The 19,952-nt window shown below is 38.8% G+C and carries 22 protein-coding genes; 13 read left to right on the top strand and 9 right to left on the bottom strand.

The features are described 5' to 3' along the window. Nucleotides 1-147: 147 nt before the first annotated feature. The 6 genes from ACG59Z_RS15225 (at nucleotide 148) to rplS (ending at nucleotide 3,434) form a co-directional block, all read left to right on the top strand. Complete coding sequence (locus ACG59Z_RS15225) at nucleotides 148-624, top strand: type IV pilin protein (RefSeq protein WP_311086519.1); 477 nt, start codon at nucleotides 148-150, stop codon at nucleotides 622-624. Beyond that, entirely contained in the window at nucleotides 618-1,082 is a 465-nt protein-coding gene (locus ACG59Z_RS15220) for a type IV pilin protein (RefSeq protein WP_311086518.1), read from the top strand. The genes ACG59Z_RS15225 and ACG59Z_RS15220 overlap by 7 nt, the downstream gene beginning before the upstream one ends. 147 nt (nucleotides 1,083-1,229) lie before the next feature. Then, a complete protein-coding gene (gene rpsP, locus ACG59Z_RS15215; protein ID WP_000260334.1) occupies nucleotides 1,230-1,481 on the top strand; it encodes a 30S ribosomal protein S16 in 252 nt (83 codons plus the stop codon). 20 nt (nucleotides 1,482-1,501) lie between these two features. Next, nucleotides 1,502-2,050 (top strand): ribosome maturation factor RimM, encoded by a 549-nt coding sequence (gene rimM, locus ACG59Z_RS15210; RefSeq protein ID WP_311069787.1) that lies wholly within the window; start codon nucleotides 1,502-1,504, stop codon nucleotides 2,048-2,050. 45 nt (nucleotides 2,051-2,095) lie between these two features. After that, nucleotides 2,096-2,830, top strand: a complete 735-nt coding sequence (gene trmD / locus ACG59Z_RS15205; RefSeq protein WP_311086517.1) for a tRNA (guanosine(37)-N1)-methyltransferase TrmD — start codon at nucleotides 2,096-2,098, stop codon at nucleotides 2,828-2,830. 235 nt (nucleotides 2,831-3,065) lie between these two features. Then, the gene (gene rplS, locus ACG59Z_RS15200) at nucleotides 3,066-3,434 is read left to right on the top strand and encodes a 50S ribosomal protein L19 (protein WP_002051668.1); all 369 of its coding nucleotides are present in this window, start codon (nucleotides 3,066-3,068) and stop codon (nucleotides 3,432-3,434) included. A gap of 52 nt (nucleotides 3,435-3,486) precedes the next feature. Here rplS and ACG59Z_RS15195 read toward each other — a convergent pair whose 3' ends face one another. Continuing rightward, nucleotides 3,487-4,428 (bottom strand): triacylglycerol lipase, encoded by a 942-nt coding sequence (locus ACG59Z_RS15195; protein WP_263614929.1) that lies wholly within the window; start codon nucleotides 4,426-4,428, stop codon nucleotides 3,487-3,489. A 114-nt stretch (nucleotides 4,429-4,542) separates the two neighbouring features. Further along, nucleotides 4,543-5,577: a lipase secretion chaperone gene (locus tag ACG59Z_RS15190; protein WP_400200086.1), complete on the bottom strand. Its 1,035-nt coding sequence runs from the start codon at nucleotides 5,575-5,577 to the stop codon at nucleotides 4,543-4,545. A 153-nt stretch (nucleotides 5,578-5,730) separates the two neighbouring features. Here ACG59Z_RS15190 and truB point away from each other — a divergent pair, with 153 nt between their 5' ends. The 3 genes from truB (at nucleotide 5,731) to ACG59Z_RS15175 (ending at nucleotide 8,089) form a co-directional block, all read left to right on the top strand. Further along, nucleotides 5,731-6,636, top strand: coding sequence for a tRNA pseudouridine(55) synthase TruB (gene truB / locus ACG59Z_RS15185; protein ID WP_311086515.1), 906 nt, complete (start codon nucleotides 5,731-5,733; stop codon nucleotides 6,634-6,636). 19 nt (nucleotides 6,637-6,655) lie between these two features. After that, on the top strand, nucleotides 6,656-7,432 hold the full coding sequence (locus tag ACG59Z_RS15180) for a sulfite exporter TauE/SafE family protein (RefSeq protein ID WP_400200084.1): 777 nt from the start codon (nucleotides 6,656-6,658) through the stop codon (nucleotides 7,430-7,432). Between the two features lie 213 nt (nucleotides 7,433-7,645). Then, nucleotides 7,646-8,089 (top strand): hemerythrin domain-containing protein, encoded by a 444-nt coding sequence (locus tag ACG59Z_RS15175; RefSeq protein ID WP_396520111.1) that lies wholly within the window; start codon nucleotides 7,646-7,648, stop codon nucleotides 8,087-8,089. 7 nt (nucleotides 8,090-8,096) lie between these two features. Here ACG59Z_RS15175 and ACG59Z_RS15170 read toward each other — a convergent pair whose 3' ends face one another. The 3 genes from ACG59Z_RS15170 to serA form a co-directional block, all read right to left on the bottom strand. Continuing rightward, entirely contained in the window at nucleotides 8,097-8,960 is an 864-nt protein-coding gene (locus tag ACG59Z_RS15170) for an EamA family transporter (protein WP_400200082.1), read from the bottom strand. A gap of 92 nt (nucleotides 8,961-9,052) precedes the next feature. Beyond that, nucleotides 9,053-9,937 (bottom strand): EamA family transporter, encoded by an 885-nt coding sequence (locus tag ACG59Z_RS15165; protein WP_400200080.1) that lies wholly within the window; start codon nucleotides 9,935-9,937, stop codon nucleotides 9,053-9,055. Between the two features lie 98 nt (nucleotides 9,938-10,035). Further along, the gene (serA, locus tag ACG59Z_RS15160) at nucleotides 10,036-11,268 is read right to left on the bottom strand and encodes a phosphoglycerate dehydrogenase (RefSeq protein ID WP_002116919.1); all 1,233 of its coding nucleotides are present in this window, start codon (nucleotides 11,266-11,268) and stop codon (nucleotides 10,036-10,038) included. A 378-nt stretch (nucleotides 11,269-11,646) separates the two neighbouring features. On the opposite strand from serA, the gene ACG59Z_RS15155 reads away from it, so the two are divergent. Further along, nucleotides 11,647-13,056 carry an FAD-binding oxidoreductase gene (locus ACG59Z_RS15155; RefSeq protein ID WP_151761640.1) on the top strand — a complete coding sequence of 470 codons (1,410 nt, stop codon included), beginning with the start codon at nucleotides 11,647-11,649 and terminating at the stop codon, nucleotides 13,054-13,056. A 66-nt stretch (nucleotides 13,057-13,122) separates the two neighbouring features. On the opposite strand, the gene ACG59Z_RS15150 is transcribed toward ACG59Z_RS15155, so the two are convergent. Further along, nucleotides 13,123-13,911 carry a xanthine permease gene (locus tag ACG59Z_RS15150; protein ID WP_400200076.1) on the bottom strand — a complete coding sequence of 263 codons (789 nt, stop codon included), beginning with the start codon at nucleotides 13,909-13,911 and terminating at the stop codon, nucleotides 13,123-13,125. Between the two features lie 186 nt (nucleotides 13,912-14,097). Here ACG59Z_RS15150 and ACG59Z_RS15145 point away from each other — a divergent pair, with 186 nt between their 5' ends. After that, nucleotides 14,098-14,466: a hypothetical protein gene (locus tag ACG59Z_RS15145; protein ID WP_400200074.1), complete on the top strand. Its 369-nt coding sequence runs from the start codon at nucleotides 14,098-14,100 to the stop codon at nucleotides 14,464-14,466. 46 nt (nucleotides 14,467-14,512) lie between these two features. On the opposite strand, the gene ACG59Z_RS15140 is transcribed toward ACG59Z_RS15145, so the two are convergent. Beyond that, nucleotides 14,513-14,827: a putative quinol monooxygenase gene (locus ACG59Z_RS15140; RefSeq protein ID WP_174723203.1), complete on the bottom strand. Its 315-nt coding sequence runs from the start codon at nucleotides 14,825-14,827 to the stop codon at nucleotides 14,513-14,515. A gap of 13 nt (nucleotides 14,828-14,840) precedes the next feature. Continuing rightward, complete coding sequence (locus tag ACG59Z_RS15135) at nucleotides 14,841-15,428, bottom strand: NAD(P)H-dependent oxidoreductase (protein ID WP_400200071.1); 588 nt, start codon at nucleotides 15,426-15,428, stop codon at nucleotides 14,841-14,843. Nucleotides 15,429-15,652: 224 nt separating this feature from the next. On the opposite strand from ACG59Z_RS15135, the gene ACG59Z_RS15130 reads away from it, so the two are divergent. Both ACG59Z_RS15130 and ACG59Z_RS15125 read left to right on the top strand, forming a co-directional pair. Beyond that, the gene (locus tag ACG59Z_RS15130) at nucleotides 15,653-16,018 is read left to right on the top strand and encodes a hypothetical protein (RefSeq protein WP_400200070.1); all 366 of its coding nucleotides are present in this window, start codon (nucleotides 15,653-15,655) and stop codon (nucleotides 16,016-16,018) included. Between the two features lie 366 nt (nucleotides 16,019-16,384). Then, nucleotides 16,385-17,614, top strand: a complete 1,230-nt coding sequence (locus ACG59Z_RS15125) for an MFS transporter (protein WP_400200069.1) — start codon at nucleotides 16,385-16,387, stop codon at nucleotides 17,612-17,614. A gap of 37 nt (nucleotides 17,615-17,651) precedes the next feature. On the opposite strand, the gene yccS is transcribed toward ACG59Z_RS15125, so the two are convergent. Then, on the bottom strand, nucleotides 17,652-19,802 hold the full coding sequence (gene yccS / locus ACG59Z_RS15120; RefSeq protein WP_400200067.1) for a YccS family putative transporter: 2,151 nt from the start codon (nucleotides 19,800-19,802) through the stop codon (nucleotides 17,652-17,654). Between the last annotated feature and the right edge of the window lie 150 nt (nucleotides 19,803-19,952).

Raw genomic sequence — 19,952 nt, 5'->3', positions numbered from 1 at the left:
ACGGTAATGGAAGTACTAATAATAAGAACTATTGTGTAAATATGGGTAACCGTGGTGTCACCACTATCGGCGGTATTATTGCCTCTAGTAGTAGCAAAATGTGTTTAATACCACAGCGCTGGTATGTCCGTTAGGAAAGGATAGGTGATGAAACGTAAATTCACGTATTCTTTGGGCTTCACTCTTATTGAGCTAATGGTTGTGGTCGTGATTGTTGCTATTTTTGCGGCAGTAGCAATCCCTTCATATCAGGCCTATGTTTTGCGTGCTGATGCTTCGCGTGCACAGCAGCAAATGCAACAGATCGCAGTACAACTTGCTCGTCAAAAAGCTAGAAATTTTAATTACAAAGGCTTTTCTATGGGTGCTACATCACCTGTAAATTTGCCTATGGGAGCGACTGGTAGTGCTATTAAATATAAAATAACGGTACGCGATGGTGACGATACAACGAAACCCTTAACAGATCCTACAGCTTTAGGGCAAAACTGGGTGATTCGAGCAGAGGCTTCCGATCCTAATAATTTTACTTATTTGTTTGGTAGTAACGGATTACGTTGTAAAAATAAAGCCACTAGCAATGTTACTTATATAACTTGTGGCACTGGAGCTGAGACGTGGTAAATAAAATAAAGGGTTTTACCTTAATTGAGTTAATGATTGCTGTAGCAATTATTGCGATTTTAGCAGCTATAGCTTACCCCTCTTACCAAGAATATATCCGCCGTACCAAGCGTGTGGAAATGCAAGCTACGCTGCAACAGCTTTCCATGCAGATTCAGCGTTATAAAATAGCTAATTTAAGAGTTAGTGGAGCAACAGCTTCAGCCTTAGGTGTCGGATCATCTTATCCTATACAAGGCACAGCTCTTTATTCAGTAAATTTGACTCCAGTGACGGCAGGGGCTTTAAATGCAGAAACATGGATATTGACTGCAACACCGATTGCAAATACTCCACAATCTGGAGATGGACATATCGTCTTAAATTATCGGGGTGAGCGTTGTTGGACAAAGGGAACCGATATTAACAGTGGTACAGCTTGCGTACCTTCTGCAACTTCGAATTGGGATGGCAAATAAATTTAAATTCAAAACTGCGGATAACTCAAAATTTAATCTTTCTTTCAGGGTGAAAATCACGTAGAATGTCGCCCTCTATGAAAGGGGTTTGAAGTGTTGCCGATGGTCGGCGCAGGGATAATCCGTAAGAATTATAAGGCTTTTATCATGGTTGTTATTCGTTTAGCACGTGGCGGCGCAAAAAAACGTCCATTCTATCAAATCGTTGTGACTGATAGCCGCAATGCACGTGATGGTCGTTTCATCGAGCGTATCGGTTTCTTTAACCCAACTGCACAAGGTCAAGCAGAAAAACTTCGTTTAGATGCAGACCGTTTTGCTCACTGGGTTTCTCAAGGTGCTCAACCTTCAGAACGTGTTGCTTCTTTAGCTGCTCAAGCTAAAAAAGCTACTGCATAATTTCTTGTAGTAGGTAGCCCATGACACCAACACAGAATGTTCCCGAAGATCGTATTCAGATTGGACAGTTACGTTCAGCTTATGGATTGAATGGGTGGCTCTGGGTGTATTCCAATACAGAACCTATGAGCAACATGTTTGACTACTTGCCTTGGTACATTGAGACCAAGGCCGGTTGGCAAACAATAGATGTAAAACGTTGGAAACCACATGGCAAAGGCCTAGTTGTCGCTTTAAAAGGTGTGAGTGATCGCACTGGTGCGGAAAGCTTGGTTGGCGCTAATATCTGGATTGCTAAATCTCAACTGCCAAAAGCAGATGTAGATGAGTACTACTGGTCAGATTTAAAAGGCTTAACAGTGTTAGGACTTGATGATGATGAACAGGAAGTTAATTTAGGGCAAATTCATGAGTTGTTTGAAACTGGAGCTAATGACGTGATGGTTGTACGAGCTACACCAGACAGCATTGATTCAGAAGAACGCATGATTCCTTGGCATAAAGATGTGGTACAACGCGTTGATCTTGAAGCTGGTCGCATTTACGTCAATTGGGGCGTAGATTATTAGTCCTTTTTAGAGGATTAACGCAGCAGGAAAATAGAGGAGTCTGCGGTGTTTTTTGCAGTCATTACGCTTTTTCCTGAAATGTTTGAAGCGATTACAGCCTACGGGATTAGCGGGCGCGCAGCAAAACGTGACATTGTGCAAGTGACTTGTATTAATCCACGTGATTTTGCTGAAGGGAGTTACCGAAGAGTGGATGAACGTCCATTTGGTGGTGGTCCTGGTATGGTAATGATGGCTGAGCCGCTGGCAAAAGCAATTAACCATGCCAAACAACTTGCTTCGCAAGCAGGGTGTGTTCATGTACCTGTGGTGTATATGTCTCCACAAGGCAAAACTTTAAATGAACAGGCAGTACAGCAGTTTGTTGATTATGACGGCTTAATTGTATTGTGTGGGCGTTATGAAGGTGTCGATGAACGTTTAATCCAGCATTATGTTGATCAGGAATGGTCAATTGGGGATTATGTTTTATCTGGCGGTGAACTACCTGCCATGGTGTTGCTTGATAGTATTATTCGCCGTTTGCCGAATGTAATGTCAGATGAGCAATCAGCGATACAGGATTCTTTTGTAGATGGTCTTCTGGATTGTCCGCAATATACTAAGCCAGACCAGTTTGAAGGGTTGGATGTTCCTGAAATTTTAAAATCAGGGCACCATGCCAATATTGAAAAATGGCGCTTTTTGCAGCGATATCAACGGACTTTAGAACGCCGACCAGAGTTGGTAGAAAAAGTAGAGTTGACTAAGCAGCAGAAGAAATGGCTCAAAGATACATAAGAGAATGATGGTAATTCTTAACCGTTATTCTCAGGAACGAAAGTTCTACAACAAGACGAGAAGCAATGCTTCGAGTTAGAAGCATAAGTCTATTTTACTTTATAGATTTATGTGTACTTAAGGCTCTTTACGGTTGTCGTAAAGGGAAAGTTAAACGGGTTGATATGCGCTTTAGCCTCTATCCCCAGCGGAAAATCAGACCTCTTCTGACTCCGCACATATGGAGATTCCCACAATGAGTGGTAAACATCCTTTAGTTCAAGCTGTTGAAAATGCACAGTTAAAAACTGACCTTCCTGAATTTGCTCCTGGTGATACAGTAGTTGTTCAAGTTAAAGTAAAAGAAGGTGACCGTGAACGTCTTCAGGCATTTGAAGGTGTTGTAATCGCTAAGAAAAACCGTGGTTTGAACTCTGCGTTCACAGTACGTAAAATTTCTAGCGGTGTTGGTGTTGAGCGTGTATTCCAAACTCACTCACCAGTTGTTGCTAAAATCGAAGTGAAACGTCGTGGTGACGTTCGTCGTGCTAAACTTTACTACCTCCGTGACTTGTCTGGTAAAGCTGCACGTATTCGTGAAAAATTACCAGCTCGTAAAGCGTAAGCTTATACCGAGTAAAAAAATGCGCCTTTTGGCGCATTTTTTTGTTTAAAAATTATAGTCCTTGAAGTTTTAAACGATTCGCATGTTGACGGTAAACCGAAACAGGATCTGCTGCAAAAATAGAACGTATCCCCATGATTTGATTAACTTCATCTAAATGATTCCAGTTGTAATCATCGCGAATAGTTTTACCAAATTTAGCGCTACATCTAGAAACTAGACCATCATTATCCCCAAATGGGTCGACAACCAGACTGCTGCCTGTTAATGCAATATCAAATGGATCTAATGGGTTGGTCAGTGCCTTATTGCCAGAGAAGGAATACATATAAATACCTTTCTCTTGATAAGCACCCTCACCACAAGAAGTGGTCGGAACACCCATAGGAAATTGTGCATTAAACTGTGCTGAGCCTTGAGTTGATAGACTATGAGCGCCCGCTAAAGAGTCATGCGGATAACTGGTTGGATCTAGGCCCTCTGCCCAAGTAATCGCTGCTGAAAACCAGTTTACTAATGTTGCCAGTCCGGACAGAGGAGTACCCTCAACGTTCAGGATGACATCTGCCATTGGAGATCCTTTGTGAGGTGCTCCGATAGTAGTAAGTGAAGCAACTTTCTCTGGCATGATACCAGCGACATAGCGAACTGTTGGTCCCCCGTGACTATGTCCGATCAAGTTGACTTTAGGCTTTCCAGTAATAGCAATAATTTCTTCTACTTGTTGGGCAAGTTGTTCTCCGCGAACTTCGGTTGAGTTAAACGGTGAAACCCTTGTTGCCCAGACATTTCCTCCGTTACGAGCAAGGTCAGGAAGAATCTGATACCAATAATCGAGACCAAGCGTATCTGTTCCAACTCTGCTAAAACCTGCCATACCATGGTTAAAAACTAATGGATATTTGGTTTGGGCATAATTCGAATAGACAAATGAGCTTTTTACTTGCTCGGCATTTGTGGCATGGGTTGCTGAAACACTCAGTCCTGAGAGCATTGCAGCACAGAAAAATATTAAGTTCCTTTTCATTTTTTACTCACTATTTTTATTTTGTATGAGCAGCAGCTTTTACTGCTGGATAAGGTTCGGCTAACTTCAAAATAGAAAAGCCTAGTAGTTAAATGGTAGTTCACCTCCTTGATCATGGACTTTTTCAAAAGTTTGAAGACGAAGTTGTTCCTGTGATGAGTTAAATTGTTGTTGGCGGAGTTGTTGAATCGCTTGATTTTTAGCGCTATCGCTCATGTTGCTATGCAGCACTTCATCACGTTGATTTAAGTAGCCTGTAACCCGCTGTTGCCAAGCATTACGCTGTGTATCTAAAGTTTCTAATCTTTGCGTTGCCTCGGCTCCAACAAGTGCTGTACGCATTTGCCGAAGTTCCTCTGCTGAGCCATTACGCGCTTTAATTTGTTTAGTCAGCGTATGCAAGTCATCAAGTTTTGATAGTTCTTGCAGATTTTGTTGCCAGTCTTGTGGTAGTTGCTCAAAGCGTTCTTTCAATTTTTTAGCTTTTTCAATTTCGTTTAAAGATGAATCTTCTAAAATTTTCATACGATCTAACGTGTAGTTCTGATAGATATCTTCTGTTGAAAAGAGTCCTTCAATTTCAGAGGTAGAAAAGAAACGTTTTCTGATATCTTGAATTGAATTAAAAATCTTTTGAAAATAATTTTGATCTTGCTGTTTAGATTGAGGTGGTTGAATTTGTGCAAGTTGTTCGCGGTATTTTAAATAACGGGTCCACAAGTCAATAATCTGTGAACGGGCTGGTTCTAAATACTGATCTTGTATAAATTTATCAAAATGAGTTTTAACCTGTTGTAAATTGGATTCCCCATACTGCGTAATAAAATATTCAAAGCAGTCCCGAGTTTGACTATTTACAACTAAATGTTGAGAGCTATCAATTTTTAACTGGCAGTTAACTTGGGTATCTTGTTGACTTTGGCTTAAATAAGCATTTCCACTTAACGATGAGTTTGAAGTGGTTTGAGGAGTAGATGCTAAGCTTTTTGCCTCATCCTGATTGAGCCGAGGTGAAGTATTTTTTGAGTCTGGGCTTAGCCAATATACACATGCAATGAGGCTCAAAATAAAAAATCCGAGCACACACCACCATATCTTTTTCTGCATCCTTTGCATAAAGATATCTTCCTTAAGTTTTAATTTGTTGTTTTTTTACTCGATCATTAATGTGCCATAAAATAAGTGAAAAGGCACCTAAATATTGTGAAAATATCTTGTCGAATTTGCTAACATGTCGGCACTTTTCTCTAGCTTTGTGTTCCAGTAAAAATGACGACAAAAAATCAAAAAATTTCTCGTCGCCATATCAGTGGTGTATTTCTATTAAATAAACCATTAGGGCTTAGTTCAAACGCCGCTTTGCAAAAAGTGCGTTGGCTGTATCGTGCCCAAAAGGCGGGTCATACTGGCGCATTAGATCCATTAGCGACCGGTTTACTTCCTATCTGTTTGGGAGAGGCGACCAAGTTTTCACATTATTTGCTGGACTCAACAAAGCGTTATCAAACGACTGTTCGATTGGGACAAACTACAACAACTGGCGATGTAGAAGGCGAGATTTTACAAGAACGTTCTGTTCCTGTTCTTAGCCAAGAGCTTATTGAGCAAACTCTAGAAAAATTTAGAGGTGATATTCAACAAGTTCCACCGATGTATTCGGCATTAAAAAAAGAGGGTAAGCCATTATATGAGCTTGCCAGAAAAGGGATAGAGATTGAACGTGAAGCGCGTCCAGTTACGATTTATGCTTTAGAGCTTATTGAGTTTACCGAAAATAGTATCACTCTGGATGTAACCTGTTCTAAAGGAACATATATTCGTGTGTTAGGTGAAGATATTGGTGAAGCACTTGGCTGTGGTGGTCATTTGACAATGCTTCACCGTATTCAAACTGGGCATTTTGAATTAATCCCAAGTTACACCATTGAATATTTAGAAAGCTTAACGGAAGAGCAAAGAGAAGCTTTGTTACTACCAGTGTATGCGCCAATTGATCATTTCTTAAAAATACAGGTTCCCGAAGGACGGGAAAAATATTTTTGCAATGGTTTAGAAAGCAATATTGATCATTCTGCAGAAGCAGAAGTGTTGGTTTTTTCGGGTGAGCGCTGTTTAGGTTTGGCTGAGATTACTGATAAAAAACGGTTGGTACCTAAGCGTATCTTAAATTTGTAGTAGATGTAGAGTATAGAGCATGGGCATGGAATGGGATGTTATCCTTAGTTTGATCTTTTTTGCGTTTACTGCGGGAGCAATTGATGCTGCTGTTGGTGGCGGTGGACTCATCCAGATTCCCGGTATCATGAGCACTTTTCCAACCATGCAGACTGCTACGGTGATTGGTACAAATAAGGTCTCATCCATTTTTGGTACTGCATCGGCTGCTTATACCTTTGCAAAAAGAGTGAAGTTGCAGTGGAAGCTTTTAGCTGTCATTGCCATTTGTGCTTTGATTAGCTCATTTGCTGGTGCAGCCTGTTTATCGCTTATTCCTCAATCTGTATTACGTCCTTTTGTGTTTGTAATGCTGATCGTAATTGCCATCTATACCTTGGTTAAAAAGAACTTTGGACAAGTTCATACTGAGCAAAAAATTACTACGAAAATGCTAGTTTTAGCAGGTATTGGTAGTTTGGCGATTGGTTTCTACGACGGTATTTTTGGACCGGGTACTGGAAGCTTCTTTATCTTTTTCTTTATCCGCTTCTTGCAAGTCGACTTTTTATATGCTTCAGCATTGTCAAAAATCGGTAATTTCATGACTAACCTTGCAGCGTTGAGTTTTCTTATTCCGACTGGTCACGCTATTTTGCATATTGGTTTAATGATGGCGGCTGCAAACGTTATAGGCTCTATTGTTGGGGTGCGTACTGCGCTCAAATACGGTAGTGGTTTTGTGCGTATTATCTTTTTAATTTTAGTGAGTATTTTGATTTGCCGTTTAGGTTATCAAATTTTTGTGACGGGCTAAATTAACTTTAAAAGTATGAGCTGATTCTCGCGGACAGTTCATACTTTTTATGTATCATCTAAAATTAGAAATATAAAAATCATTACAGAAATTTACTAGAAAGAAAACTGTGTAAAAAATAGTCTCATTTTAAGCTACGTAAACAATATAAATTTCAACGTATCATAAACCTTGAAATAAAAAAGATTTTTTAGCTAAAAAATGAGGAAGAGAATGAATATTTTCGAAGCATTAAGAGAAAGCCATGAAAATCAACGAAACCTTTCTGAACAATTAATCCAGACACATGGTTTAACCGAAGAACGAAAAGAATTATTTGATGCATTAAAAAATGAACTTTATGCCCATTCAGTTGCCGAAGATCGTTATTTATATATTCCTTTGATGTTTGATGATGTCGGTTTAGATATCACTCGCCATGCCTTAGCTGAACATCATGAAATGGATGAGTTGGTGGAGCAGCTCGAAAAAACCGATATGAGTAGCCCGAGCTGGTTAGCAACCGCCAAACAGTTAAGTGAGAAAGTCCATCACCATTTAAAAGAAGAAGAGCATAAGTTTTTTCAACAAGCTGGAAAAATTCTTAAAGACAGCGAAAAAGAAACGCTGGGTAATAAATATTTAAAGGAATATAAAAAGTATAAAAAGCAGCAGTAGAGTAAACCTATGCAGCTTTTTTAGTACTTCTTAAAGTAACCCCAATAGAGGCTAGCATTACGCAAGCCAAAGCCACCCATTGCAGCATGCTGATTTCTTCATGAAGTAATAAGAAACCTGTTAATGCTGCTAATGCTGGTGCCAAACTCGTTAGAGTACCGTAAGTTAATTTATTGAGTTGTTTGAGTGCCATTAAATCAAGTGCATATGGAATAGCCGTTGCTAAAATAGCAATAAGTAATGCTTTACCCCAATACTGTGTTTCAAGTAATGCAGGAGCATTATGCCAGATGCTAATCGGTAGTAAGGTTAAAGCAGATAATCCAATTCCAATGGTTAAAGCATGCATTCCTATATTTTGGGTCACAACTTTCTGACCAAAATAAATATAGAATGCCCAGCAAAATCCAGCACCTAGCGCGCAGGCAGCACCGATATAGGAAAAGTGGTGTTGTGTTGGGTCTTGCCAAGGCACCATCAATGCAATACCTAACATCGCAAATGCCACCCAAATATAGTCACTCTTTTGTTTAATGGAAAGTAGAGCTAGTCCTAAAGGACCAATGAACTCTAAGCCCACGGCAATTCCTTGAGGTAACTTCCCAAGTGACGTATAGAATAAAATATTCATGAGACCCAAAGATGCGCAGTACATCAATAAATCACGCCATTTTAAATAGGGTAAGCGTGACCAGATTTTCCATGAACGGAACATAATAGCGACAATAACCGTTGCAAAACTCAGCCTTAAAACTGTAACGGTAAGAGGGTCTAATATTGAAATGAGTTGCTTAGCAAATGAAGCACTGATTTGATATGAGACCATCGACAGAATCATATATAGCACAGCAATAATGGGAAGATTCTGCATGGAAATACTCTAGGGACTCATCTAATATTATTTAAAACTAACAAGGGTTAATTATAGCGAATGCCATGTTTTAACTCGTGGTTTTAGTCGATTTAACTTACTATTTTTTCACGTTCCTGACGTGCTTTTTGAGTGGTTATGGTACAACCGACCGAAGCTGCAATAATTGTTGCAAGTGCCAACCATTGATTCCATAACAAATACTCACCTAAAAAGATAAAACCAGAAAGTGCAGCAACTGCGGGCTCTAGGCTCATCAATGTTCCGAAACTTAAGGGCGTTAAATTACGTAGGGCTAACATTTCTAAAGAAAACGGTAATGCGCTGGCTAAAATTGCCAAACCAATAAAATAAACAAGATAGGGGAGCTCTATAACTTGCCCTATTGAGCCTGAGAAAAAAGTAATGGGTAATAAGATGCATGCGCCCACACTCATTCCTAAACACACAGTGTGATTGCCTGATATACCTGACGGTTTCTGTCCAGCAATAATATAAAGTGCCCAACATGCGCCAGCACTAATTGCAAATAATACTCCGATCCAATCCAGACTATGTGCCTGATTGAAAGGGAAAAGTAATATGAGGCCAACAATCGCAAAAGTGACCCAGACAAAATCGTATTTTTGGCGTGCGTGGTACAGAGCTACACTTAAGGGGCCAATAAATTCAAATGCGACCGCAATACCAATAGGCAAACGTTCAAGAGATAAATAGAAAAGGGCATTCATGCCTGCAAGAGCAAAGCCATAAGCCAAAATCGCTTTCCATCGAACCTGATTAAAATTAATTCGCCATATTTTAAAGATTAAAGCCAGAATACATGCTCCAATGCATAGACGCATTGCAGACACTGTTAAAACGGGAAAGCTCTCAAACAAAATTTTAGCTAAAGATGCGCTACTTTGAACGCTTAACATGGCAAGAATAAGAAACCCCAAAGCATGTAGTTGAGATTTCTGGCTTAAAGTAGACATTTTATTATTTGTTCAATTGGTATACTTTTCACATGATAATGTAAATACCCATAAAAAAGCCACAGACATTGCTGTGGCTTTTAAATTTACAGTTCGTATTAGAACAATACGCGCACGCGAATTGTACCTTCAACTTCATGCAACATATCTAAAGCTTCTTGAGATGCAGAAGCGTCAACATCCATGACGAGGTAACCGATGTCACCTTTAGTCATGAGTGACTGACCAGAAATGTTGATGCCTTGTTCAGCAAACAAGTTGTTGATTTTAGACAATACACCCGGTACGTTTTTGTGGATGTGTAATAAACGGTGTTGACCAGCAGTTAATGGTAACGCGATTTCTGGGAAGTTTACCGCAGAAAGCGTCATACCCTTGTCAGAGTAAGCAACAAATTTCTCTGCAACTTCTAAACCGATGTTTGCTTGTGCTTCCATAGTTGAACCACCAACGTGAGGAGTTAAAATCACGTTGTCTAAGCCGCGAAGTGGAGATTGGAATTCTTCACCATTTGCTTTTGGTTCTTTCGGGAATACGTCAACCGCTGCACCAGCAATGTGACCAGACTTGATTGCATCGGCTAAATCTTCAATCACTACACATGTACCACGTGCAGCATTTAAGAAGATCGCGCCTTCTTTCATTTTCGCAAATTGTTCTTTAGTGAAGAAGTTACGTGTAGACGGAACATCTGGCACATGCAACGTTACAACATCTGCAGTTGCTAAAAGTTCATCTAAAGAACCAACTTGGCGAGCATTACCCATTGGTAACTTAGTTACTGCATCATAATAAATAACATGCATACCCATGCTTTCAGCAAGAACTGAAAGTTGAGAACCGATGGAACCGTAACCCACAATACCTAAAGTTTTGCCACGAGTTTCGAAAGAACCCACAGCAGATTTGTCCCAACCACCACGATGACAAGCCGCCGACTTTTCAGGAACACGGCGAAGAAGAAGAATTGTTTCAGCAAGTACAAGCTCTGCAACCGAACGCGTATTTGAATACGGTGCGTTGAATACAGGAATACCACGTGCCATCGCTGCTTTAAGATCAACTTGGTTTGTTCCGATACAGAAACAACCTACTGCGATCAATTTGTTTGCAGCTTCGAAAACTTCTTCAGTCAATTGGGTACGCGAACGAATACCAATGAAGTGAGCATCTTTAATTGCTTCTTTAAGCGCTTCGCCTTCAAGAGCAGTTTTACGATAGTCAATATTGGTGTAACCCGCAGCGTTTAAAGTATCGACTGCGTTTTGGTGAACGCCTTCTAACAAAAGGAAACGGATTTTATCTTTAGGTAGTGAAAGATGTTGGCTCATTACGGCTCCGCTACAAAGGCCAAATTTGGTGGCGGTATAATAACATATTGGGCGGTGCTATAGATATTTCGTTTATACCATCGCCTTATGGCAATTTTATCTATGTCTAATCACTTCTGTTTATGGCTTGTCGAGTGTTTCAAAATATGCTTGGCAGATTAATAAAGCATGTTTTTATCTGGAAGCCTTATAAAAACGCATTTATTCGCGTTAAACATGTTTTGTATTGACAGTATCTCTATTCTGAACTTTATCGCTTGTGCGGATACATGTAGAATATAGGAGTTCCTTGAACATTATGGCTTTGCTCAGGTGAAAACCTTGAGAATATGAAGTCATAGTCCCACCATAGTTTACTTCTTGCTAGGTCTGCAAACGATGAATGCTCCAGTCGCTTTAACACCTGAGTTACTCACCCAATTAACAGCAATCGTCGGTGAAAACCGTATTAAAACTGATGCTGATAGTCTCGAAAACTGGGGTAAAGATCATACCAAGCATTTTAATCCGAACCCATCGGTCATCGTTTTCCCATCGACCACTGAACAAGTTCAAGCTGTTGTGAAGCTTGCGAACCAGTTCAATGTTGCTATTACTCCGTCTGGCGGTCGTACAGGTCTCTCTGCTGGCGCGGTAGCCACCAATGGTGAAATTGTCATTAGTATGGACAAAATGAACCAGATTCTTGAGTTCTTCCCAGCAGACCGTATGGTCCGTGTTCAAGCTGGTGTTGTGACTGAACAATTGCAGAATTATGCAGAAGAACAAGGGATGTATTACCCAGTGGACTTTGCGTCAGCAGGTTCTAGCCAAATAGGCGGTAATATCGGTACCAACGCTGGCGGTATTAAAGTCATTAAATATGGCATGACACGTAACTGGGTACTTGGTTTAACCGTTGTTACTGGTAAGGGTGACATCCTGCGTTTAAACAAAGGCATGGTTAAAAATGCCACTGGTTATGCATTACAGCATTTGTTTATTGGTGGTGAAGGTACTTTAGGTTTAGTGACGGAAGCAGAAATTAAACTTGAGCGTCAGCCACAAAACTTACAAGTTTTAGTTTTAGGTGTTCCTGATTTTGACGCAGTAATGCCTGTATTACATGCGTTCCAAAAAGATATCGACTTAACAGCATTTGAGTTCTTTGGTGAACTTGCAATGCAAAAAGTCTTAAACAATGGTCATGTACAACGTCCATTTGAAACTGAATGTCCATTCTATGTATTGCTTGAGTTTGAAGCGCCATATGAGCCGATTATCGACAAAGCAATGGAAATCTTCGAGCATTGTATGGAACAAGGTTGGGTACTTGATGGCGTGATGAGCCAGAGTCTTGACCAAGTAGAAAGCTTATGGCGTTTACGCGAAGATATTTCTGAATCAATCGCGCCGTTCACTCCATATAAAAACGATATTTCAGTATTAATTACTCATGTACCTGCATTTATTCGTGAGATTGATGCGATTGTTCAAGAAAACTACCCAGACTTTGAAATTTGCTGGTTCGGTCATATTGGTGACGGTAACTTGCACTTAAATATTTTAAAACCTGAAAACTTAACCAAAGATGAGTTTTTTGCGAAGTGTCAGGTTGTGAATAAATATGTGTTTGATACCGTGAAAAAATACGATGGTTCAATCTCTGCCGAGCATGGCGTAGGTATGACGAAAAAGCCATATTTGGAATATTCACGTTCAGCTGAAGAAATTGAATATATGAAAGCTTTGAAAAAAGTATTTGACCCAAATGGCATTATGAATCCGGGTAAATTATTTGATCTTTAATGCTTGATTGAATAAAAGAATCTCTGTTAAAAGCGTATCGAAAGATGCGCTTTTTTATTAAAAGCTCTATTCCTTGTACGCTGTCCAACCCGTCAGAATATGATAAATCAACGGTAAAAGACTAAGAGCAAAAAAGAAACAAAGTCCAATGGCCCACACAGGTAAATCCCTTGGATTACCTAAAAAGAAATAGGCAAAAATAGAATAAGACAACATCGAAAACATCGCCATTGTTCCAAGTGGAAGCGTGACTTTAAAAATTAACGTGCTAGCAAATGTTTTGTAGGGTTCCATGTCGCGCTTTAGACTATAGGCAATAATCATGAGCAACACATAACCTAAAATAAACAGCATAAATAAAGCGGCTGCAAACAATAGAATTGTTCGCCAGCTCTTTTCTTGTGCGGTGTGATCACCTGATTCATAAACAACAGTAATATGTTCACCAACTATAGGTACATCACCAGAGCGAACTGAATTATCTAAAGTTATAGTTCTGTTTTGATTATCTTTAAATTGAACCTGAGCAGTATGCATGAGTGTTTTAGTTTTATATTTACGCCCATTTGAGTCGGTACGTTCAGTATCTACCCATTCAGAAGTATAACTCACTACAGTTGCATCGTAAGTTGGTTTGGTTACTAAGCCGTAGACTGCTTGAGAAACCCAATAAGTAAATGGGAAAAATAAAGCACTAATACTAAAAACCACGGCAAATAAATAAGCAAATTCAAACTTACTACTTTTACGATTTTTAGCTAAACGCTTGACCCAAAACTTGGTGAGTACAAATGACCAAATCATCAAAAATGCAACGACCACCAAGAAAACTTGCCCCGCATACGTCAGTTGCATAATGATCCTATTTGTTATGTGTAATAGAAATTAATTTTATCAAACGATTGTCGTTAAAGTTGAGTGAGTAAGAACAATTATTTGATCTGTAAAAGAGTAGCTATCCTTAGAACTACATAGTTTCTACAGAGTAACCGAGCAAGGCATAGCATCATAAAGCTATGCCTTTTGTTTTTGGTGATAAAAATGCAACGTTTATTTTTAATTTCAGCGCTCTGTGCTGGACTTTTCACTGGGTGTGCGACGACCAGTAAATTAATTCCTTTTATGGGCTCCGAAACCCCGATGCAACAAGTTCTTAAAGCTCAACCTGAGATCGTAAAAGAGCACAATAATACCTCAGTTCAGCAAGTATTTAACCGAGTAGAATCTCCAACAGTTTCCCGTATTACCGTTATCCAAACAGGTTTAATGGATGATTCTGTTTCTGCAATCCGAACTGAATATTCATTTAAATTGGTTGATGAAAAGTGGCAATTGCAGAATAAGCAAAAGAGCTACCAATGTGCGCGAGGGAAGAGTTCGAGAGGTTTTCAAACCCAGCTTTGCTCTTAAAAAATAAAAAAGACGATAAATATATCGTCTTTTTTAATGCGTTAAATTATACGCCGCTTTCTAAAATTTTAATTTTGACATCAACGACATCATCTTTAACGGCTGCATGATGCGCTTGCATATGCGGTGTAGCTAAATGAGCTTCAAGATGTGCAACACTTTCCCATTTTTCTAACATGACAATCGTGTCAGGCTCTTGAGTCTGGAAGCTCGCATTTGATTTGTGGTCAACTAAAGGTTCATAACCATGGCAACCATCTTCTGCTAAAACAGTTGGAATGATTTTTTGAAATGCATCCAATACGTTCTGGCGATGCTGTCCACCCGATTTAGTACGAATTTCCGCAATAATGGTTAGCATGGATTTCTCCTTATTAGGCTGCTGCAAATACAGTATTTAAGTGTGCTTTATATTCTTCAACATAACGATCAACGTTAGGCATTTTAATTACGTCATTTACGATAAATGTCGGAAGGGTACTCATGCCTAAGAACTGGTTGGCTTTGTGAAATGGTAAATAAACACCATCTACACCTACGCCGTGGAAGAATTGATCTGCATCTTCAAATGCTTCCATTGGAGCATTCCAAGTCAATGACAGCATATATTTTTTGTCATGAATTAGACCACCTGAACCATATTTTTTTGAGGCATCAGAACGGCTACGACCGTCATTTGCATATAGTGAGCCGTGACCAGTGGTAAAGACATCATCAATATACTTTTTGACTGTCCATGGTGCACCCATCCACCAACCAGGCATTTGATAAATCACGACATCGGCCCATAAGAATTTTTCTACTTCGGCTTCTGCATTGTAGTCACTATCTGCACGAGTCACTTGAACTTCATGGCCCAGTTCAGTGAGATGGTCGGTTGCCAATGCCGTGAGTGTGTCATTTAATTCACCATTTGAATGGGCAAATTGTTTGGCGCCATTAATCACTAAAATATTGCTCATGAGAGTTACTCTAATTAAATTCCTAAATTTGATGCTTACTTTAAAGAACTCACTCTTAGAGAAAAATGTAGTAATCGGAAAAATATTATTGATTAAAAATCATTAATCTTGGTTTGATACCTTATATTGGTTTCTTTATTTTAATGGCAAATACTTTACAAAGTTGAACGGAAAAAATTATTTGTAGCCTTTAGCATCAAGGTGAAGTTGTGGTGGAGTTGAGTATGAAAAAGATTGGTTTACTCATGATGTGTAATTTATTGATTCTGAGTGCATGTGCACCGAATACAAAGCCACCTACACCCCAAGCCAATAGCCCGATAGAAGCTGTTTTGCTCGATCAACCCAACCTTTTAAATAATGCGAGTAATTTAAGTATTTCACAGCAAATGAATGCTTTGAATGACGCATCTAATGCGCAAGTAACGATTTTGCAGACTGTGCCTAGTGAAGATGCTATATCAAAAACACGTACCGAATATTTATTAAAACGTGATCAAACCGTTTGGAAAATCGTAAATAAAAAGCAAAGCTATCAATGTACAAAAGGGCAGGAAACAACAGACTTTCAAGTTAATCCTTGTCCTTAAAGCCGAACTTCTATCAGGTATGTGGATAACTTTAAGGTTATTCACAATATAAAAATGAGTTGGTGGTAATCAAAATATAGAATTTTAAATGGATGAAACTGTCCGATTGCTGATCAATTTAAAAAGTGATATTGTGTCATCCGGCAATTAAGCCAAATGGTAAAAATTACCGAATCTCACGTCATACATTTTTTCTTGTCTTAGACACCTTGTGAATACGGTGTTTCACATTCTAAACATGCACTCTCACGGCATATAACAACTTAACTAAAGATTGAGTGCCCATACTGTCATCGTCATGACTACATTTTTTTTCAATATGTAGTTGTTGAGACATTTTGGCCGCTATTTTGAAGTGTACAACTCATGAATAATATTCAAACGACAGCGTTGAACCGTACAACGTTGATGTTTCCTTTAGCTTTAGTGCTATTTGAATTTGCGGTTTATATTGGTAATGACCTGATTCAGCCAGCGATGTTGGCAATTACTGAAGATTTTGGTGTAAGTGCAACTTGGGCACCCTCTTCAATGTCATTTTATTTATTAGGTGGTGCATCTGTTGCATGGTTACTTGGGCCTTTATCAGATCGATTAGGTCGTAAGAAAGTTCTTTTAACTGGTGTTTTATTTTTTGCCTTGTGTTGTTTTTTAATTTTATTAACGCGAAAAATTGAATACTTTCTGACATTACGCTTTTTACAAGGTATTGGGTTAAGTGTAATTTCAGCAGTGGGATATGCGGCAATTCAGGAAAATTTTGCCGAGCGTGATGCTATTAAAGTTATGGCACTGATGGCAAATATCTCATTGCTTGCACCCTTGCTCGGACCTGTACTTGGAGCCTTCTTAATTGATTATGTGTCTTGGCATTGGGGCTTTGTGGCAATTGCTTTACTTGCACTGCTGAGTTGGGTTGGTTTAAAGAAACAAATGCCGAGTCAGAAGGTGAGTGTAACTAAACAACCTTTTAGCTATCTTTTTGATGACTTTAAAAAAGTGTTTAGCAATCGGCAATTCCTTGGTTTAACACTCGCGCTACCGCTTGTAGGTATGCCGCTTATGCTTTGGATTGCATTATCGCCCATTATTTTGGTCGATGAACTCAAGCTAACCAGTGTGCAATATGGTTTAGCTCAATTTCCGGTATTTCTAGGCTTAATTGTAGGCAACATTGTTTTAATTAAAATTATTGACCGTTTGGCTTTAGGTAAAACAGTCCTAATTGGTTTACCGATTATGCTCACTGGTACACTTATTTTAATATTAGGTGTGGTGTGGCAAACCTATTTAATTCCTTGTTTGCTTACGGGTATGACGCTCATTTGCTTTGGTGAAGGAATTAGCTTTTCTGTATTGTACCGCTTTGCACTTATGTCATCTGAAGTATCGAAAGGAACTGTGGCTGCTGCTGTTTCAATGCTATTGATGACAAGCTTTTTTGCAATGATTGAGTTGGTGCGTTATCTCTATACTCAATTTCATTTATGGGCTTTCGTGTTATCTGCTTTTGCATTTATTGCGCTGTGGTTTACTCAACCACATTTAGCTTTAAAACGGGAAATGCAGGAAAGAGTTGCACAAGACTTACATTAAAAAAATACCGGAATTTATATTCCGGTATTTTTTTATATTACTTAATCTCTTGTTCTAAAAGTTTACCTTTTAAGGTTAAGAGTTCAGGCAAGGTTTCTAATAATAAGCTCATTTGTTTTAAAACAAGAGTGTAGCTTTCTGAAAAGTGCTCATGAGTTGTTAAACTTTGTATTTGCTTCAAAGTTTGCTCAAGAAAATTAAAATCAACAGAAGCTTGTTCAAATAAACTTTGGTTAAGAATTTGCTGACAATCCAGTAAAAGCTGTAATACCTGTTGTTCTTCAATTTTTTGTCTTTGGCTGCCTAATGCTGCGACATAACTCAACTGGCTATGACTATAAACTAAATAACGAAAGGCGTAATGAATCAGCTCTGGTTTGGGGTTAGGCTCAGCACTTAAGCTCGAAATCATATTCGACAGCTCAATTTGTGCGTTATGTGCAGCGCGGCGAATTCTGCGATATTCAATGTCCTGATTTTTACCATGCTGGTATTGCTCAACAATTACATTGAAATAATCCAGTGTGGCTTGGCTACTTTTTTTAATATTGTTTGGAATATTACGAAAGTTCCAGTCTGGCCATATAAAATTAACAGCAAGCCATGCAATAAAGCAGCCTAATAAGGTGTCGATTAGGCGAGGTAAAATAATACTGAAACCTGCGCCTTTTAAGTTGAAAATAAGCAATACCATTAAGGTTGCCATCAGCGTTGCCAAGGCGTATTTTTTCTGGCGCAAGTAGAAAAAGCTAACCCCACAAATAATGGTGAGGATGAGCTGACCTTCAATGCTTGGAACAAAATACAGAATGGGAATACCCAATAAAACGCCAAGTAGGGTTCCAATTGTTCTGAGTTTTAAACGGCTTTTCGTTGCAAAGTAAGTAATTTGGCAAACAAATAAACTGGTGAGCAAAATCCAGTAACCGTGTTGGGCAAAAGGTAATAATGAAATGACGTAACCTGCGGCGAACACGACTGCAATTCGTATTGCATGTCTAAACAGGGCCGATTGTGGTGTCAGTTGCTGGCGAATTTTTAAAACAAGATCTGAAAAATCTTGAATATCATCATCAAGTAAATTGAGGTGATCTTGCTTGTTTTGACTTAGTGTTTCATTAAACGGCTGAGCATATTGAAGTTGTTCAAACTGTTCATGCATGCCTTTTAGATTATTAAAAATCAGCTTTAAATTTTTAACTTCAAAATTTTGAGGATGTTGTTGTATCCAGTCTTTTAAAGAACTTTCCAGATGGTTTAAAACAATTTGCCCTTTTTGAGAAGGTTGATATTGCTGGTTATGCAAAATACATTGGGCTAAATCATGGCAAGCTTGGGCTTGTAAACGCAGATTTTTCTGAAAACGGAAAATGAGATCGCTACGGCTAAAATTTTGTTGAATATGTTCATAGTGTAGATAGTTAGAGGTGGCCTGCTCATGTATATCGCGGGCAAAAAAGTACAGGTTTAACCAGTAAATACTTTTATTACTGACTCGTGATGCCTTAAGACGAGTGAGCAAAGAGCTACGTATTTGGTTAAGACTTTGCGCGACTTGCGTATTTTGGAGTGATAATTCAAATAAAAGCTGTTCAACATTTTCTTTATTGTCTGGATCGAACAAGCGGGCTTTAGCTTGAAGTAAGGCAGAGATTTCTTCAAAAATTTGCGAAAGCTTATCTTGTAAAGGAAGTGTTGGTTTTAAAAGAAAAAATAAAATAGATGTTAGGCCATACCACAGTGCGCCATAGACAAAATAAGTAGGCTGTTGGTACCAGTGAGCATATTCTCCTAAACCAAACATGCTGTAAATCGAGAGTAAAATCGTACCAAAAGAAATGGTTGCGTAACGCTGGCCTAAGGCTCCCAATAAAATGAAACAAGCACTTGAAATTGAAAGATATAAAATAAATAAAAGTTTATACGGTGCTAAAAAACCAAGAATAGTACTGACAGTAAAAAAGAGTATGCAGACATAGAGCAGGTTACGTAATCGAAGGCTTAAGCGATCATCAAAATCGGTAAGTGCAGCGGCGATCGCACCTAATGTCACAGGAACGATGAGTTCGTTATGACCTAACTCTAGTAAGCCTAAAGTTGTGCCTGTGAGTACAATTAAAATTTGCAGACAGTAAATTAAAATTGAATTCGCTTTAAAACGATTGAATAGTTGAGTCAGATAATTCACGGCTTTTTTTCTAAATGAGAGGATACGTGATAAGGGGTATTTAATTTTTTATTGCTTGAAAAATATTATGCGTTTTGTCTAAAAAAGTCAGTTAATTTTTTAAGATTTTATAATAATTAAGTGATCTAAACTGCTTAATAAAATAGCAAA

The organism is Acinetobacter sp. ABJ_C1_1, from assembly GCF_044684115.1.
Lineage (GTDB): Bacteria > Pseudomonadota > Gammaproteobacteria > Pseudomonadales > Moraxellaceae > Acinetobacter > Acinetobacter nosocomialis_A.
Note: the sequence above shows the minus strand (reverse complement) of the source record. Positions and strands in the feature narration are given on the sequence as shown.

What these genes read in the sequence shown, in the direction of transcription:
- ACG59Z_RS15140 (WP_174723203.1), bottom strand. Translation starts at nt 14,827, where the DNA reads ATGCTAACCATTATTGCGGAAATTCGTACTAAATCGGGTGGACAGCAT.
- serA (WP_002116919.1), bottom strand. Translation starts at nt 11,268, where the DNA reads ATGAGCCAACATCTTTCACTACCTAAAGATAAAATCCGTTTCCTTTTG.
- ACG59Z_RS15190 (WP_400200086.1), bottom strand. Translation starts at nt 5,577, where the DNA reads ATGCAAAGGATGCAGAAAAAGATATGGTGGTGTGTGCTCGGATTTTTT.
- ACG59Z_RS15225 (WP_311086519.1), top strand. Translation starts at nt 148, where the DNA reads ATGAAACGTAAATTCACGTATTCTTTGGGCTTCACTCTTATTGAGCTA.
- ACG59Z_RS15145 (WP_400200074.1), top strand. Translation starts at nt 14,098, where the DNA reads ATGCAACGTTTATTTTTAATTTCAGCGCTCTGTGCTGGACTTTTCACT.
- ACG59Z_RS15130 (WP_400200070.1), top strand. Translation starts at nt 15,653, where the DNA reads ATGAAAAAGATTGGTTTACTCATGATGTGTAATTTATTGATTCTGAGT.
- rimM (WP_311069787.1), top strand. Translation starts at nt 1,502, where the DNA reads ATGACACCAACACAGAATGTTCCCGAAGATCGTATTCAGATTGGACAG.
- ACG59Z_RS15165 (WP_400200080.1), bottom strand. Translation starts at nt 9,937, where the DNA reads ATGTCTACTTTAAGCCAGAAATCTCAACTACATGCTTTGGGGTTTCTT.
- ACG59Z_RS15135 (WP_400200071.1), bottom strand. Translation starts at nt 15,428, where the DNA reads ATGAGCAATATTTTAGTGATTAATGGCGCCAAACAATTTGCCCATTCA.
- ACG59Z_RS15155 (WP_151761640.1), top strand. Translation starts at nt 11,647, where the DNA reads ATGAATGCTCCAGTCGCTTTAACACCTGAGTTACTCACCCAATTAACA.
- ACG59Z_RS15150 (WP_400200076.1), bottom strand. Translation starts at nt 13,911, where the DNA reads ATGCAACTGACGTATGCGGGGCAAGTTTTCTTGGTGGTCGTTGCATTT.
- ACG59Z_RS15170 (WP_400200082.1), bottom strand. Translation starts at nt 8,960, where the DNA reads ATGCAGAATCTTCCCATTATTGCTGTGCTATATATGATTCTGTCGATG.
- ACG59Z_RS15175 (WP_396520111.1), top strand. Translation starts at nt 7,646, where the DNA reads ATGAATATTTTCGAAGCATTAAGAGAAAGCCATGAAAATCAACGAAAC.
- ACG59Z_RS15195 (WP_263614929.1), bottom strand. Translation starts at nt 4,428, where the DNA reads ATGCTCTCAGGACTGAGTGTTTCAGCAACCCATGCCACAAATGCCGAG.
- rpsP (WP_000260334.1), top strand. Translation starts at nt 1,230, where the DNA reads ATGGTTGTTATTCGTTTAGCACGTGGCGGCGCAAAAAAACGTCCATTC.
- ACG59Z_RS15125 (WP_400200069.1), top strand. Translation starts at nt 16,385, where the DNA reads ATGAATAATATTCAAACGACAGCGTTGAACCGTACAACGTTGATGTTT.
- ACG59Z_RS15180 (WP_400200084.1), top strand. Translation starts at nt 6,656, where the DNA reads ATGGGCATGGAATGGGATGTTATCCTTAGTTTGATCTTTTTTGCGTTT.
- rplS (WP_002051668.1), top strand. Translation starts at nt 3,066, where the DNA reads ATGAGTGGTAAACATCCTTTAGTTCAAGCTGTTGAAAATGCACAGTTA.
- truB (WP_311086515.1), top strand. Translation starts at nt 5,731, where the DNA reads ATGACGACAAAAAATCAAAAAATTTCTCGTCGCCATATCAGTGGTGTA.